Source organism: Allosphingosinicella indica, assembly GCF_900177405.1.
In the GTDB taxonomy this organism is placed as follows: domain Bacteria; phylum Pseudomonadota; class Alphaproteobacteria; order Sphingomonadales; family Sphingomonadaceae; genus Allosphingosinicella; species Allosphingosinicella indica.
Genome location: NZ_LT840185.1, coordinates 2,725,153 through 2,739,719 on the forward strand (window position 1 = coordinate 2,725,153; position 14,567 = coordinate 2,739,719).

Annotated in this window: 13 protein-coding genes; 7 read left to right on the forward strand and 6 right to left on the reverse strand. The window is 66.7% G+C overall.

Annotation, left to right across the window (positions count from 1 at the left end):
• Positions 1 to 2 precede the first annotated feature (2 nt).
• Positions 3 to 1,469, reverse strand: a complete 1,467-nt coding sequence (gene glpK, locus B9N75_RS13475) for a glycerol kinase GlpK (protein ID WP_085219255.1) — start codon at positions 1,467 to 1,469, stop codon at positions 3 to 5.
• A 64-nt stretch (positions 1,470 to 1,533) separates the two neighbouring features.
• On the opposite strand from glpK, the gene glpD reads away from it, so the two are divergent.
• The 6 genes from glpD (at position 1,534) to B9N75_RS13505 (ending at position 7,312) form a co-directional block, all read left to right on the forward strand.
• Positions 1,534 to 2,964 carry a glycerol-3-phosphate dehydrogenase gene (gene glpD, locus B9N75_RS13480; protein WP_085219256.1) on the forward strand — a complete coding sequence of 477 codons (1,431 nt, stop codon included), beginning with the start codon at positions 1,534 to 1,536 and terminating at the stop codon, positions 2,962 to 2,964.
• A gap of 31 nt (positions 2,965 to 2,995) precedes the next feature.
• A complete protein-coding gene (purT, locus tag B9N75_RS13485) occupies positions 2,996 to 4,171 on the forward strand; it encodes a formate-dependent phosphoribosylglycinamide formyltransferase (protein WP_085219257.1) in 1,176 nt (391 codons plus the stop codon).
• Between the two features lie 102 nt (positions 4,172 to 4,273).
• On the forward strand, positions 4,274 to 4,945 hold the full coding sequence (locus B9N75_RS13490) for a DUF6975 family protein (protein ID WP_085219258.1): 672 nt from the start codon (positions 4,274 to 4,276) through the stop codon (positions 4,943 to 4,945).
• 188 nt (positions 4,946 to 5,133) lie between these two features.
• On the forward strand, positions 5,134 to 5,976 hold the full coding sequence (locus B9N75_RS13495) for an AAA family ATPase (protein ID WP_085219259.1): 843 nt from the start codon (positions 5,134 to 5,136) through the stop codon (positions 5,974 to 5,976).
• A gap of 32 nt (positions 5,977 to 6,008) precedes the next feature.
• Positions 6,009 to 6,134: an entericidin A/B family lipoprotein gene (locus B9N75_RS13500; RefSeq protein WP_085219260.1), complete on the forward strand. Its 126-nt coding sequence runs from the start codon at positions 6,009 to 6,011 to the stop codon at positions 6,132 to 6,134.
• Positions 6,134 to 7,312, forward strand: a complete 1,179-nt coding sequence (locus B9N75_RS13505; RefSeq protein ID WP_085219261.1) for a vWA domain-containing protein — start codon at positions 6,134 to 6,136, stop codon at positions 7,310 to 7,312. Before B9N75_RS13500 ends, B9N75_RS13505 begins: the two co-directional genes overlap by 1 nt.
• 3 nt (positions 7,313 to 7,315) lie before the next feature.
• Here the strand turns inward: B9N75_RS13505 and B9N75_RS13510 are convergent, their stop codons facing one another.
• From B9N75_RS13510 to B9N75_RS13520, 3 genes are all read right to left on the reverse strand, one after another.
• Entirely contained in the window at positions 7,316 to 8,728 is a 1,413-nt protein-coding gene (locus B9N75_RS13510) for a tetratricopeptide repeat-containing sulfotransferase family protein (protein WP_172840890.1), read from the reverse strand.
• On the reverse strand, positions 8,725 to 9,924 hold the full coding sequence (locus tag B9N75_RS13515) for an exo-beta-N-acetylmuramidase NamZ family protein (RefSeq protein WP_085219716.1): 1,200 nt from the start codon (positions 9,922 to 9,924) through the stop codon (positions 8,725 to 8,727). Before B9N75_RS13515 ends, B9N75_RS13510 begins: the two co-directional genes overlap by 4 nt.
• A 99-nt stretch (positions 9,925 to 10,023) precedes the next feature.
• The gene (locus B9N75_RS13520; RefSeq protein WP_085219263.1) at positions 10,024 to 10,548 is read right to left on the reverse strand and encodes a DOMON-like domain-containing protein; all 525 of its coding nucleotides are present in this window, start codon (positions 10,546 to 10,548) and stop codon (positions 10,024 to 10,026) included.
• A gap of 90 nt (positions 10,549 to 10,638) precedes the next feature.
• On the opposite strand from B9N75_RS13520, the gene tyrS reads away from it, so the two are divergent.
• The gene (gene tyrS / locus B9N75_RS13525) at positions 10,639 to 11,859 is read left to right on the forward strand and encodes a tyrosine--tRNA ligase (protein ID WP_085219718.1); all 1,221 of its coding nucleotides are present in this window, start codon (positions 10,639 to 10,641) and stop codon (positions 11,857 to 11,859) included.
• Between the two features lie 7 nt (positions 11,860 to 11,866).
• On the opposite strand, the gene B9N75_RS13530 is transcribed toward tyrS, so the two are convergent.
• Positions 11,867 to 12,367: a hypothetical protein gene (locus tag B9N75_RS13530; protein WP_157123856.1), complete on the reverse strand. Its 501-nt coding sequence runs from the start codon at positions 12,365 to 12,367 to the stop codon at positions 11,867 to 11,869.
• A gap of 88 nt (positions 12,368 to 12,455) precedes the next feature.
• Entirely contained in the window at positions 12,456 to 14,513 is a 2,058-nt protein-coding gene (gene recG, locus B9N75_RS13535; protein WP_085219265.1) for an ATP-dependent DNA helicase RecG, read from the reverse strand.
• Positions 14,514 to 14,567 lie beyond the last annotated feature (54 nt).

Genomic DNA, 14,567 nt, shown 5'->3' on the forward strand with positions numbered 1-14,567 from the left:
GATTAGTCGAGCACGCGCCCGACCGCTTGTCGCCAGCCGGCAATGCGGGCGCCGCGGGTTGGGGCGTCCATCGCGGGGGTGAACCGGCGCGTTTCGCCGCGCATCGCACTGGCCGTTTCAGCAAGCGAGCCGAACAGGCCGCAGCCCACGCCGGCGAGCATCGCCGCGCCGAGCGCTGTCGTTTCGACAAATGCCGGGCGCTCGACCGGCGCTTCCAGGATGTCGGCCAGATCCTGCGCGATCCAGTCGTTCGCTGACATGCCGCCGTCGATCCGGAGCGTCCCCCAGCGCGCGCCGTCGGCGGTAAAGGCTTGCATCAGGTCGAACGTCTGGTGCGCCATCGCCTCAAGCGCCGCGCGGACGATATGCGCACGGCCGGTAGCGAAGCTGAGGCCTGTGATCGCGGCACGCGCATCGGGTCGCCAATGCGGGGCGCCGAGCCCGGCGAGCGCAGGCACCGCGAACACCCCGCCATTGTCGGCGACGGATCGCGCCAGCGCCTCGGTTTCCGCCGCGGTCGCCACGAAGCCGAGCTGGTCGCGCAGCCATTTGACGAGGCTCCCGGCGACGAACACCGAACCTTCCAAGGCGTAGCTGCGCTGTCCATGGAGTTGCCAGCCGACCGTTGCGAGCAGGCGATGTTCGGACATCGTCCGCTCGCTGCCGGTGCAGGTCAGGACGAAGGCACCCGTGCCGTAGGTTGCCTTGGTGTCGCCGGGCCGGAGGCACGCTTGGCCGATCGCGGCCGCCTGTTGATCGCCGGCGACGCCGGTAATGGGGATTGCGGCGCCGAAAAGGCTGGTCGTCGCGATCGGACCGGCGCAATCGACGATTTCTGGCAGGGCCCCTTGGGGGGCTCCGAACAGGTCGCACAGCCCCTCGTCCCACCGGCCGGTGCCGATATCCATGAGCGCAGTACGCGAAGCATTGGTTGCGTCGGTGACGTGGCGCCCGCCGGCGAGCTTCCAGATCAGCCAGGATTCGATCGTGCCGACCGCTAGGTCACTCCCGGCAGCCGCGACTTCCGGCCAGTTGCTCAGCGCCCACCCGATCTTCGATCCACTGAAGTACGGATCGAGCACCAACCCCGTCGCCTGCTGGACGCGCGGTTCCACGCCCGCTTCGCGCAGCCGTTCGCACGCAGCCGCCGTCCGTCGGTCCTGCCAGACGATCGCGCGCGCCAGCGGCTCGCCGCTGCTGCGGCGCCAAAAGACTATCGTCTCGCGCTGATTGGTGATGCCGATCGCCGCGATCCGGTTCGCACCGCCCGCCGCCTCGACCATCTCGGCGATGCAGGTGTGCGTCCGATCCCAGATTTCGGCCGCGTCATGCTCGACCAATCCAGGCGCGGGATAATGCTGGGTGATGTCACGCTGCGCGACGCCGCGGCATCCGCCGTCCGGATCGAACAGCATGGCTCGCGTGCTGGTCGTGCCCGCGTCGATCACAAGGATGGCCCGTTCGGTCATGGCTTTTGGTGACACGAAGCACGGATGGATTCCAGCTTTCGCAGATTAGCGGTAAAAGGCGCCGGTGAGTTACGACCTTCTCGTCATCGGCGGCGGCATCAACGGGACCGCGATCGCGCGCGATGCCGCGGGCCGCGGGCTGGCGACGCTGCTAGTCGAGCGCGACGATCTCGCGGCGCACACCTCCTCCGCCTCCTCCAAGCTGATCCACGGGGGGCTGCGTTATCTCGAACAGTTCGCCTTCCGGCTGGTCCACGAATCTCTGCAGGAGCGCGCGGTGCTACTGCAGACGGCGCCGCACATCGTCCGCCCGCTGCGCTTCGTGCTGCCTGTCGCGCGCGGAATGCGGCCATGGTGGATGATCCGCGCCGGCCTCATGCTCTACGATCTGCTCGCGCACGGCAGCAGCCTCCCGCGCACCCGGACCGTGCGTGATCCGGCGCTCACCGCGCCGCTCGCTAAAGCCGCTCACGCCTTTGCTTATTGGGATGCGTGGGTGGACGATGCGCGACTGGTCGCGCTCAACGCGCTGGATGCCCGCGAACGCGGCGCGGAGATCGCGATCCGTACCGCGCTCGTTTCGGCAGCGCGGGATGGCGATGCCTGGTCGGCGAAGCTTTCGGACGGGCGCACGGTGCGCGCGGCGGCGATCGTCAATGCCGCCGGGCCTTGGGTGGCCGAGGTGCTCGGCCAACGCCTCGCCGAAAGTGCCGAGTCGAAGGTGCGGTTGGTCAAGGGCAGCCATATCGTCGTGCCGCGCCTGTTCGACGGCGATCACGCCTATATCCTCCAGCAGCCCGACGGCCGCGTGGTCTTCGCGATCGCCTATGAGCGGGACTTCACGCTGGTCGGCACTACCGACGTTCCGGTGGAGGCACCGGACGATACCGCGCCGTCCGCGGACGAGGAACGCTATCTGTGCGAAGCGGTGGACCGCTATTTCCGCCGCGCGGTGACGCCTTCCGACATCGTATGGCGCTATGCGGGAATCCGCGCGCTCCACGACGACGGCGCCGCCGACGCGAAGGCGGTGACGCGCGACTATCATCTCGAGCTGGATGCCGATCCCGGCCCGAAATTGCTGAGCGTGTTCGGCGGCAAGATCACCACCGCCCGCGCGCTTGCCGAGGAAGCGTTGGAAACGCTCGGCGTTGTCGCGCCGGCGTGGACGGCAGATGCACCGCTGCCGGGCGGCGATTTCGCCGACTTCGCCGCGCTCGATGCCGCGACCGCTGCCCGATATCCCTGGCTGGGCGATACGCAGCGCCGTCGCCTGCTCCGCGCCTACGGCACGCGGGTCGAGACGCTGATCGGCGGCGCCCATTCGCTCGGCGGCGATTTCGGCGCGGGGCTCAGCGCGGCGGAGATCGCCTATCTCCGCACCCACGAATTCGCGCGGGATGCCGAAGACGTGCTCTGGCGGCGCACCAAATGCGGGCTGCATATGACCGCTGCCCAACGCGAGGCCGTAGCCACATTTCTCACCGGCGCTTGAGGCGCCGTCCCTGCCGGCCTAGGAGGCGGCGATGAGCTTCACCGCAAAGATCCTCCTCCTGGGCTCGGGCGAGTTGGGCAAGGAGTTCGTCATCTCCGCCAAGCGGCTCGGCGCTTATGTCGTCGCCTGCGATTCCTACGCCGGCGCGCCCGCTATGCAGGTCGCGGACGAAGCCGAGATCTTCTCGATGCTCGACGCCGATCTGCTCCGCGCCGCCGTCGGCAAGCACAGCCCCGATTTCGTGGTGCCGGAGATCGAGGCGATCCGCACCGAAGTGCTCGCCGAAATCGAGGCGGCGGGGACGACGGTGGTGCCTTCGGCGCGCGCCGCGCAGATGACGATGAACCGCGATGCGATCCGCGCGCTCGCGGCCGAGACGCTGGGGCTCGAAACCTCACGCTTCCGTTTCGCCGAAAGCCTCGACGAGGTCCGCACCGCCGCCGCGCATACCCGGCTCCCCTGCGTCATCAAACCGGTGATGTCCTCCTCCGGAAAGGGCCAGACCACGGTCGAGCGCGAGGCAGACCTGGAGGCGGCATGGGATTATGCCGTCGCCAACATGCGCGGCGACCGGGCGCGCGTGATCGTCGAGGAATTCATCCGCTTCGACTATGAGATCACCCTGCTCACCGTCCGCACCCGCGACGGCATTCTCTTCTGCCCGCCGATCGGCCACCGGCAGGAAAAGGGCGATTATCGCGAAAGCTGGCAGCCGGCGCCGATGTCCACGCAGGCGCTTGAAGACGCGCAGGCGATGGCGCGCCGGGTGGTCGACGATCTCGGCGGCTACGGTATCTTTGGAATAGAGTTCTTCGTCGCCGGCGACCGCGTCATCTTTTCCGAGCTGTCACCGCGGCCGCACGACACCGGCATGGTCACCTTGCTCTCGCAAAATCTCTCCGAGTTCGACCTGCACGTTCGCGCGATCCTCGGGCTGCCCATCCCCGAGATTGCTCTCCGCTATCCCGCCGCCGCTTCGGCGGTCGTCCTCGCCGACCGCGAGGCGGAGGATTTTTCGATCGGCGGGCTCGCCGATGCGCTGGCGCTTGGCGGCAATGGCCGCGAGGTGGACGTGCGCGTGTTCGGTAAGCCCGTCACGCGCCCTAACCGGCGCATGGCGGTTGCGCTGGCTTCGGGAGGCGATGTCGACGATGCTGTCGGCGCGGCGATCGCGGCGGCGGGCAAAATGCGGATCGCCTATCCGTGATCCCCGCAAATATGGCTAAGACCGCATAAACCCTGTCTTTACGCCATTTGATATAAGCACTGCCCGTACACCAGCGCGCTCGAGTGTTCGGAAAGGCATCGGATGGCTACAGCATCGTTCGACATCGCCGGCGCGCCGCGCCCGGGAGAACTGCTGCGCAATCTCGTCGCCCGGTCGGGCAGCGCGTCGCATCCCTATCTGTGGAGCGCGGCGCTGCGCGACGGGCCGGAGGCATCGAGCAACCTTGCCGACGCCATCCATTTCCTCTGCACCTTGCACGGCCGCCATCCCGGCGCGATCGACCATGCCGCCAATCGCACGCCCGATCAGGACGCGCGAGCCTGGCTGGAAGACGCAATTTCCGCTTTCGCTATCGAGCGCGGCTACCTGACCCACCTCGCGGTGGCTGCGGGCCCGGTGCCCGGCACCCCTGGCGCCGCGGACAGCGATGCTGCGTTGCTCGCCCAGCGCAACGCGATCGCGATGCTCGCCTGTTCCGAGCGGCGCGGTTGCGCATTCGGCGCGGCGCTCGCGCTGGCGCTCGACTGGGCCGAAGTGCGCACGGTGGTCGACCTCGCGGCGGCACGGTTTGGGGTCGAGGCTCCGCCTTATGTGATCGGCAATGCCGACCGGATCGCCGAGGCTGCCGACCGCTTTGCGGTGGCGCCGCCCCTGCAGCGCGCGCTACTGTTCGGCGCCGAGCAGATCAGCATTCAGCACCGCGGCCTTTGGGACCTGCTCGAAGCCCGCCAGCAGGCCCGCGCGCTGGCCTGATCCACCTCCACCACCACTTCCGCTTAGGCTGAGCTTGTCGAAGCCCTGCACTTCTTGCGGGGCTGGGAAGAAAGGACAGCCCTTCGACAAGCTCAGGGCGGGCGGTTGATCTTCACCTCCTCCCGAAACTTGCACCGCGTTCCCCGCTTGCCTAAGCCACACCCTTGACGTGAACGGAAAGGGTTCGGATGCGCTTCGAGGGCACCAAGGATTATGTCGCGACCGAGGATCTCAAGGTCGCGGTCAACGCCGCGGTCGCGCTGCGCCGTCCGCTGCTGGTGAAGGGCGAGCCTGGCACCGGCAAGACGGTGTTGGCACATGAAATCGCCGGCGCGCTAGGTGCGCCGCTCATCGAATGGCACGTCAAATCCACCACCAAGGCGCACCAGGGTCTCTACGAATATGATGCGGTGGCGCGGCTGCGCGACGGCCAGCTCGGCGATCCGCGCGTCCACGACATCGGCAATTACATTAAGCGCGGAAAGCTGTGGGAGGCGTTCACCTCGCCCACCCTCCCCGTCCTGCTGATCGACGAGATCGACAAGGCCGACATCGAGTTTCCGAACGATCTCCTTCAAGAGCTCGATCGGATGGAATTCCACGTCTACGAAACCAAGGAGACGGTGAAGGCGGCCGAGCGCCCGGTGGTCGTCATCACCTCGAACAACGAGAAGGAGCTGCCCGACGCGTTCCTGCGCCGCTGCTTCTTCCACTATATCAAATTTCCGGACCGCGAGACGATGCAGGCGATCGTCGATGTCCATTTTCCCGGCATCCAGCAGATCCTCGTCTCCAAGGCGCTCGACATCTTCTACCAGGTGCGCGAGGTGCCGGGCCTCAAGAAGAAGCCCTCGACCAGCGAGCTGATCGACTGGCTGAAGCTGATCCTCCACGAAGACATGCCGCTCGACGTGCTGCAATCGCGCGATCCTGCCAAGGCGATCCCGCCGCTGCACGGCGCCTTGCTCAAGAACGAGGCGGACATCATGCTGTTCGAGCGGCTCGCCTTCATGGCGCGGCGGCAAGGCTGACTTCTTCTCGTTGAATCCACGAAAGGCCGCACATGCGCAAAATTCTCCTCTGCACTGCCATCTCGACCATCCTGCTGACTGCCGCCTGCAACACCGTCCGCGGCGTCGGCCAGGACGTGTCCTCGGTCGGTCGCACGGTCGAGCGCGCCGCGGACTGATGTTCTTCTCCTTTGTCGACGAGTTGCGGGCGGCGGGCATTCCCGCGTCGGTGAAGGAGCATTTGACGCTGCTCGACGCGCTCGGCGCGGAGGTGATCGCGGCGCGGCCGGAGGAGTTCTACTATCTCGCCCGCGCGACCTTCGTGAAGGACGAGGGCCTGCTCGACCGATTCGACCAGGTGTTCGCCAAGGTCTTCAAGGGCATCGAGACGAGTTACGACACCGAACAGGCCGAAGTCCCCGAGGACTGGCTGCGCAAGGTCGCCGAACTTTATCTCACCCCCGAGCAGATGGAGGAGATCAAATCGCTCGGCTCGTGGGACGAGATCATGGAGACGCTGAAGAAGCGGCTCGAGGAGCAGCAGGGCCGGCACCAGGGCGGCAGCAAGTGGATCGGCACCGGCGGCACCTCGCCCTACGGGCACGGCGGCTACAATCCCGAAGGCGTGCGGATCGGCGGCGAGGGCCGGCACGGCCGCGCGATCAAGGTGTGGGACAAGCGCGAGTTCCGCAATCTCGACAGTTCCAAGGAACTGGGCACGCGCAACATCAAGGTCGCGCTCCGCCGTCTCCGCCGCTTCGCGCGCGAGGGCGCGGCGGACGAGCTGGATCTCGACGCGACGATCGACGGCACCGCGCGCCAGGGCTGGCTCGACGTGCGTTTCCGCCCGGAGCGGCACAATGCCGTCAAGCTTCTGCTCTGCCTCGACGTTGGCGGATCGATGGACCCGCATATCCGCGTCTGCGAGGAGTTGTTCAGCGCGGCGACCAGCGAGTTCAAAAATCTGGAATTCTTCTACTTCCACAATTGCCCCTACGAAGGGCTGTGGAAGGACAATGCCCGCCGCTTTTCCGAGCGGACGCCGACCTGGGACGTGCTGCACAAATATGGCCACGACTATAAATTAGTGCTCGTCGGCGATGCCTCGATGAGCCCCTATGAGATCACTCACCCCGGCGGGTCGGTCGAGCATTTCAACGAGGAAGCGGGCGCGGTCTGGATGCAGCGCCTCGTCAACACCTATCCCGCGGCGGTATGGCTCAACCCGCTCCCCGAACAGCATTGGGGCTATTCGCAGTCGATCCGCGTCATGCGCGAGCTGATGAAGGACCGGATGTATCCGCTGACGCTCGACGGCCTCGACGACGCGATGCGCGAGCTCAGCCGGAAGAGCTGAGGCCTAGAGACCAAGATCGGGAAGCAGATGCGCGTAGTTGCGCCACCGCCCGGACGAACGGCGATAGAGCGGCTCGCGCACCTGCCAGACGCTTGCCGTGCGTACCGCATTATCGGCGGTGTGGAAATCGAGCAGGCCCTCCTCCCATTCCAGGCCGAGGAAATCGAGCAGCGGCGCAAGCTCGGCACGCGGATCGGCGACCAGCGCATCATAATCGACGTCGTGAATGTCGGCGCCGTAGAGGCCGCGCCAATGCGCAATGAGTCGAGCGTAGGCGCGGTGCCAGTGCGCCGCATCCTCCAGATCCTGCGCGTAGGACTGGCTGGCGTCGAGATGGAGGAAATAGAGCGACAGCAAGGTGTCGCGCGGATCGCGCACCGTGTGGACGATCTTCGCGTCGGGGAAGAGCGTCTTGATGAGGCCGATGTGCAGGAAATTGTCCGGACGCTTGTCGGTCAGCAGATCGGCGCCCGGATGTCGCGCCCGTGCCTGCGCCAAATAGGCATCGCGGATAGTCAACAGTGCATCTTCGGACGGGGAAGCGACAGCGTCGGGATAAGGCCGCAGCCTCTCCCAGATCAGCGCGCTGATGATGTCCAGCTCACCCCCCGGCGTCACCCGGCTGTGGCGGCCTAGGATCTGCTCGACCAGCGTCGATCCGGAGCGGAACATGCCGCAGATAAATACGGGCGGCTTGCCCACAGGCGGCGGTGCCGCCGCCACTGGGAACGTAGCGATCAGCCGATCGACGAAGGCATCATGACGCGACCGGTCGTAGCTTGATCCGCCCGCCCCGCTGGCCGCATTGGCATCGCGATAGGCGGCAAAAGCCGCATCATAGTCGCCGTCCGCGTCGAGCAGCCGTCCCAGCGCGAAACCGAGCGCCGCGCGCTCCTCCCCGGAGGAAACGGCAAAGGCCGGCTGCAATTGCGCGATCATCGCGGCACGCTCGTCTCCCGTGACCAAGCCGGCCAGCCGAACGAGCGCAGTGGAGCCTCCGGGTGAGACGTCGAGCGCCCGCGTGTACGCGGCGCGCGCCGCCTCGCGGTCGCCGCGATCCTCGTGCAGATTTCCCAGATTGAGTAGCGCGGGCCCATAATCGGGGCGCAGCGCCAGCGCCGCTTCCAGTTCCGCCTGCGCATCGTCGGGCCGGGCGAGATGATCGATCAGGATTACCGCGCGGTTGAGATGCACCTCCTCCGGCGCGTCGATGCCGCGGCCGAGCGCCTCGGCATAAGCCGCGAGCGCGTCCTCGAAGCGCCGCGCGTGACGGAGCAGATAGCCGAGATTGTACCAAGCGGACGGCGTATCGGGATGCGAGGCGAGCAGCGCGCGATAGGCTTTGATCGCCTCTTCGTGCCGCCCCCCCCGCATCAACGCGGCCGCGGTGCGGCTCAGGTCGCCTGCACTGGTCACGGATAAAGCAGATACGGCGCGCGCGTTTCCTGCCAGGTGGCTTCGTCGGGCAGCGTTAGCGCGTCGAGATCGGCGGGCGTCGCCGCAGCGTCGTCGACCCATTCGCGCAGCAGCGGCGATCCGTTGATGATGTCGATGGCGAGCTTGTCGAACTCATATTCGTAGGGGAAGTCGCGCCATAGATCATAACCGGGATGCAGCGCGCGGATCGCCTTGAAACCCAGCGCCTGCACGCGCCATGGACGGAAGGCTGTGTGATCGTATCCGCCCCCTTCGGCGTGGATGAAGACGCCGCTGCACAGAGCGCCGCTATGCTTGTGGAAGGTCGGCTGGAACCACATGTCGCGCAAGGTGCAGCCCGCGAGCCATTCGGGCGCCCGCTCGCGCATCTTGGCGATCAGCGCGCGGGCGTCGAGATCGGGGGCGCCGAAAAGCTCGAGCGGCCGCGTCGTCCCCCGCCCCTCGCTCAGCGTCGTGCCTTCGAGCATCACCGTGCCGGCATAGGCCCGCGCCATGTTGATGTTGGCAGCGTTGGGGCTGGGGTTGATCCAGACGCGTTCGGGCGGCCAGCCGAATCCGGTCGCGGCCTCGGGCGCCCAGCCCTCCATCGCGATCACCTGATAATCGACATCGAGCCGGAAGTGATCGACGAACCAAGCGCCCATCTCGCCGAGCGTCATGCCGTGCCGCATCGGCATCGGCCCCGCGCCGACGAAACTCTCCCAGCCGGAGCGGAGCGTCAGTCCCTCGACCGGGCGGCCCGCGGGATTTGGTCTGTCGAGCACCCAGACCGCCTTGCCGTGCGCCGCTGCGGCCTCCAGCACGTAGAGCAGGGTCGTGACGAAGGTGTAGATGCGGCAACCGACGTCCTGCAGGTCGACGAGCAGGACATCTAACGTCCCCATCGACTGGCCGGTCGGGCGGCGCACCTCGCCATAGAGGCTGAATACCGGCATGCCGTAGATCGGGTCGATCTCGTCGGGTGTCTCCATCATATTGTCCTGGAGATCGCCGCGAACGCCGTGCTGCGGCCCAAACACCGCCGAGACGTTCACCCCCGCCGCGATCAGCGCGTCGAGGCTGTGGGTGAGGTCCGCCGTCACCGACGCGGGATGCGCGAGCAGCGCGACGCGCTTGCCGTCGAGCGGCTTGCGGAGAGCGGGTTCGGCGAGCAGCCGGTCGATGCCGAATTTCATCATTCAACCTTCTTCGTCATGCCGGACTTGATCCGGCATCCCTCTGCCTGCTGGTAAAGAAGGTGGACCCCGGATCAAGTCCGGGGTGACGGACCGGCCTCAAAGGACAGGCCGTTCGAGCGCGAAGCTATCGGGATGATGGAAATCCGGCACGCCCGGCGGATGGCGCAGCGCCCAATAGGATTTGGTGCCTTCGCTCTCCTCGATCACAGCGGAAAGGCCGATGCGCAATGGTCGACGGCGCACTGGAAGGCGAAGGTCTGCGGTCAAAATGAAGGCATTGCCCTGCCATGCCGTCTCGATTCGCGGAATTGCAGGCACTTCCAGCGCGGTCATGCCCGCGCGATAACCCGAAAAGCGATATGCGGCCCACTGCGTCGAGGGCGACAGATTGAACTCGCAATAGGCGTCGCTGTCCGGCTCGCTGACGAACAGCTCAAAGCATGTGTGCCGCCACAGCGCATCGGTGCGCGCTGGTTCTGCGACCGCCGGCAGCGTCAATCCGTCGCCCGGTGTTGCACGGAAGCTCAGCACGATCTCGTCCCCGGCCATGCTCAACTCGGCTTCGACCGAGCGCACGGCGATGGCCGGGGTGTCCGGGTGGCAGAGAAGCACTTGTCGCATCCGGATCGATTACCGCGCTCGTCGCCCGGCGCGAAGCCCTGCGTGCGCGGGGATGACGCAAGGCGCGGCTTTGGCTATGCGGCGCGCGACATGAGCCAGTATCGATCTTCCCTGCTCCGCCTGCTCGACGAGCGCGGCTATATCCACCAGACGACCGATGCGACGGGGCTGGACGCGCTCGCGGAGCGCCAGATCGTGCCCGGCTATATCGGCTTCGACCCCACCGCGCCGTCGCTGCACGTCGGCAGCCTCGTGCAGATCATGCTGCTGCGCCGGCTCCAGCAGGCCGGGCACAAGCCGATCGTGCTGATGGGCGGCGGCACCGGCAAGATCGGCGACCCGAGCTTCAAGGACGAAGCGCGCAAGCTTTCGACCCACGAGACGATCGCGGCCAACATCGCCTCGATCAAGCGCGTCTTCGCCAATTTCCTGACCTTCGGCGACGGGCCGACCGATGCGGTGATGCTCGACAATGCCGAATGGCTCGACGCGCTTGAATATATCTCCTTCCTCCGCGAGGTCGGCCAGCATTTCTCGGTCAACCGGATGCTGAGCTTCGATTCGGTGAAGCTCCGGCTCGACCGCGAGCAATCGCTCTCCTTCCTCGAATTCAACTACATGATCCTCCAAGCCTATGATTTCCGAGAGCTTTCGCAGCGCGCCGCATGCCGTCTGCAGATGGGTGGCAGCGACCAATGGGGGAATATCGTCAACGGTATCGAACTGACCCGGCGGATGGACGGCGTCGAGGTCTATGGCGTCACCACTCCGCTGATCACCACCGCCGATGGCGGCAAGATGGGCAAGACCGAGAAGGGCGCGATCTGGCTCAACGCCGATGCGCTCAGCCCCTATGATTACTGGCAGTTCTGGCGGAACACGCAGGACGCCGACGTCGGCCGCTTCCTGAAGCTCTTCACCGACATCCCGCTCGAGGAGATAGCGCGACTGGAAGCGCTGTCGGGGGCGGAGATAAACGAGGCAAAGAAGGTGCTGGCGGACGCGGCCACCGCGATGGCGCATGGCGAAGACGCGGCGCGTGACGCGGCCGAGACGGCACGGCGCACCTTCGAGGAAGGCGCGGCTGGCGAGGCTTTACCGACCCACGCCGTGGCGGATGGCACGATCTCGCTGGTCGATGCGCTGGTCGGGCTCGGACTCGTCGCGTCGAAGGGCGAAGCACGGCGGCTCATCGCCGGTGGCGGCGCCCGCATCGACGGCGAGAAGGCCGACGAGGATTGCGAGATTTCCGTGTCAGGCGAAGTCCGCATATCCGCCGGCAAGAAGAAGCACGGCGTGCTGACCGGCTGACCGCCGCTCAGCGTGCCACCGTCGTCCTTCCGGCTGCTTCGAGCCGCGGGTTCTGGCGCATCACGTCGATGAGATAGCTGGTTGGCTTCTTCATCAGCTTGGGATCGTTGACCACGGTCAGCCCCGCCGCACGCCCGATCTCGCCGACGAAATGGACGCAATTGGCGCTGTTGAGATTGTAGGACTTGCCCGGCCGCGTCCGCCAGTCCTCGATCACCGCGAAAACATTGCGATACTGGTCGTCGGTTACCGTGACGGTGAAATGCGCGTTGCTCCGCGCCTTGTATCCGTCGGTCACCGCTTCGACCATGCCGTGGACAGAACCCATCAGGATCGCCGGGCTAAGCGTCCGCGCGGTGAATCCCCAGGTGCCCGACACCGGCGTTCCGTCCTGGTCCATCGTCCCACCCAGCTCGACGAAGGCATGCGGGAAGCGCTCGCCGAACTCGCGCGAGTAGAAAGTGATGGTGACGGCTGCCTGCGCAGGCAGCGCGACGGCCAGCAACACAAAAGCAAGCAACGCTCTACGGACGAAAGCCAATCGCATCGTGCCGAGACTAGCTTTTTGGAGCGCGGAGGAAACCCGCTTTCGCGGATCAGCCACCGCGAAGCAGCGCGACCGCCGCGTCGCGCTCGAAAAGATAGAGGCAGATCCGTGCCGCCTGCCCCCGCTCGCCCTGCAACCCGCCGTCGCGATCGACGAGCAGTCGCGCGTCGTCATGCGCGGTCTGGCTGAGCGCCGCGATTCGCTCCGGGCTCGCCAGCCGGAACTGCGCCTCGCCGGACTGGCGCGTCCCCAATATCTCGCCCGCGCCGCGCAGCCGCAGATCCTCCTCGGCGATGCGGAAGCCGTCATTCGTCTCCCGCATCAGCGCCAGCCGGGCGCGGCCGCTCTCGCTGAGCGCATTCCCGCGCAGCAGCAGGCATACCGACCGCTCGCTGCCCCGGCCAACACGGCCGCGAAGCTGGTGGAGCTGCGCGAGCCCGAACCGCTCGGCCCCCTCGACGATCATCAACGTCGCGTTGGGCACGTCGACCCCGACCTCGATCACCGTCGTCGCGACCAGCACGGCGATCGCACCGCTCTGAAAGGCCGCCATCACCGCATCCTTGTCCGGCCCTCTCATCCGGCCGTGAACGAGCCCGACCGCACCGCCGAACCGCTGGCGCAGCACTTCCGCGCGCGCCTCCGCCGCGGCCTGGTCGCTCGCCTCATTCTCCTCGACCAGCGGGCATACCCAATAGGCCTGACCGCCGGCAGCGACATGGCGGCCGAGGCCGTCGATTACCTCATCGATGCGGTCGAGGCTGACGACGCGTGTTTCGATCGGCTGGCGGCCGGGGGGCATTTCATCGAGCCTACTGACGTCCATCTCACCATAATGGGTGAGCGTCAGCGTGCGCGGGATCGGCGTCGCGGTCATCACCAGCAGGTGCGGCGGGCGCTCGGCCTTATCGCTCAGCATCATGCGCTGCGCGACGCCGAAGCGGTGCTGCTCGTCGACCACCGCCAGGCCGAGCCGCTTGTAGGCGACATGCGTCTGAAAGATCGCATGGGTGCCGATCAGGATGTCGATCGACCCGTCCGCCAGACCCATGAGGGTCGACTCGCGCGCGCGCCCCTTCTCGCGGCCGGTGAGAATCGCGACGGTGACGCCGGTGCCGGCGAGCTGGCGGCCGATCGTCTCGAAATGCTGGCGGGCGAGGATTTCGGTCGGCGCGAGGAGCGCGGCCTGCGCGCCCGCCTCGACCGCGATCAGCATCGCCATCAACGCGACCAACGTCTTGCCCGATCCGACATCGCCCTGGAGCAGGCGGACCATCGGCATTTCCTGCGCCATATCGCCTTCGATCTCGGCAATGGCGCGGCTCTGCGCGGCTGTAGGAGCGTAGGGAAGGCTGAGCGCGTCGCGCAGGCGGCCATCGCCCTGCAGGCTCCGTCCCCGCCGCCGGCGCGAGGATGCGCGGACAAGCATCAGCGCGAGTTGATTTGCGAAGATCTCGTCATAGGCGAGCCGCTCGCGCGCGCCGACCACAGCCGCATCGCGATGCGCAGCCTCCAGCGCCTCTTTCCATTTGGGCCAATCACGCCGCGCGAGCAGGCTCGGCTCGATCCACTCGGCAAGCTCCGGCGCGCGGGTCAGCGCCTGCGCGGCGAGCTGGCCCATCCGCCCGTTGGTCAGCCCTTCCGAAAGCGGATAGATCGGCTCACGCTCTGGCAGCGCGACGCCCTCGCCCGGCTCCAGCACATGATCGGGATGGACGATCTGGAGCTCCTGCCCGTATCGCTCCATCCGCCCCGAGACGAGCTTGGGCTCGCCGATCGGAAGCTGCTTTTTCGCCCAGCCCGGATTGTTGAAATAAGTGAGGCTGAGATAATTGCCGACGCGATCGGTGGCGTGGACCTTGAGCGGGCTGCGCGGGCCGCTCTGCCGATAGTCGACCGGCGTCACGACCACGCTCACCACCTGCCCGGCATCGGCCTCGTCGACCAGATCGACGCGCTTGCGGTCGATCCAGCTCACCGGCAGGTGAAATGCGACATCGACCGCGCGCGAAAGGCCGAGCCTGCCCAACGGCTTGGCAAGGCCCGGCCCGACGCCTTTCAGCGCCTCCACCTCGGCAAACAGCGGATTGAGAATATCGGGCCGCATGACTAGATCGGCGTCCTAGCCAAAGCCGGCGCGCTTCTCCAGCGCGGCCCGGCA